The organism is Streptomyces sp. 13-12-16, assembly GCF_002114215.1.
Lineage (GTDB): Bacteria > Actinomycetota > Actinomycetes > Streptomycetales > Streptomycetaceae > Streptomyces.
Map to the genome: position 1 here is coordinate 1 of NZ_NCTE01001036.1, position 1,124 is coordinate 1,124.

Genomic DNA, 1,124 nt, shown 5'->3' on the forward strand with positions numbered 1-1,124 from the left:
GGGCGCCGGTGCCGTCGAACCAGCGCTCCCAGCGCAGCGGCACGCCGTGCAGGTACAGGCCGGCGGCGGTCTCGGTGAGCGCGGTGGACTCGGGCCGGTCCTTGCGCAGGGCGGGCAGGGCGACGGCGTCCTCGTGTCCGGCGGCGTCCAGGCAGGCGCGGGTGAGCGCGGACAGGGTGCCGTCGGGGCCGAGTTCGAGGAAGACACCCGTGCCGTGGCCGGCCAGCCAGGAGACGCCGTCGGCGAAGCGGACGGGGTGGCGGACGTGGTCGGTCCAGTAGTCGGCGGAGGTCAGCTGCCCGACGGTGGCGGGCGCGCCGGTGAGGTTGGAGACCACGGGCAGCGCGGGGGCCTGCGGGGACAGTCCGGCGACGGTCTCCCGGAACTCCGCGAGCATCGGCTCCATCAGCGGCGAGTGGAAGGCGTGCGAGACGCGCAGCCGGCGGGTGCGGCGGCCGAGGGCGGTGAAGTGGGCGGCGACGGTGTCGACGGCGTCGGCGGCGCCCGCGACGACCACCGCCGAGGGGCCGTTCACGGCGGCGATCGACACCCGGTCGGCGTGCTCGGCAACCAGCGGGGCCACCTCGTCCTCGGTGGCCTCGACGGAGACCATGGCGCCGCCCTCGGGCAGCGCCTCCATCAGCCGGCCGCGGGCGGCGACCAGGGTGCAGGCGTCCGCCAGGGAGAAGACGCCCGCGACGTGCGCGGCGGTGATCTCGCCGACGGAGTGACCGGTGACGTGGTCGGGGGCCAGGCCCCAGGACTCGACCAGCCGGTAGAGGGCGACCTCGAGGGCGAAGAGGGCGGGCTGCGCGTACCCGGTGCGGTCGAGCAGGGCGGCCTCGGCGGTGCCCTCCTCGGCCAGCAGGAGGGGGCGCAGCGGGCGGTCGAGCAGGGTGTCGAGGTGGCCGAGGACCTCGTCGAGGGCGCGCGCGAAGACGGGGAAACGGGTGTACAGGCCGCGGCCCATGCCGGGGCGCTGGGAGCCCTGGCCGGAGAAGAGCACGGCGAGCTTGGGGCGGCCGCGGGTCCGGCGGACGGTGAGGCCGGGCGCGTCCTCGCCCGCGGCGAGCGCCGTGAGGGCGGCGAGGGCGGTGTCGCGGTCGGCGGCGGTGAGCGCGGCG

At 77.3% G+C, this 1,124-nt stretch carries 1 protein-coding gene; it reads right to left on the bottom strand.

The features are described from left to right. A partial coding sequence (locus B7767_RS34785; RefSeq protein ID WP_143652794.1) for an acyltransferase domain-containing protein occupies window positions 1-1,124 on the bottom strand: 1,124 nt, incomplete at both ends.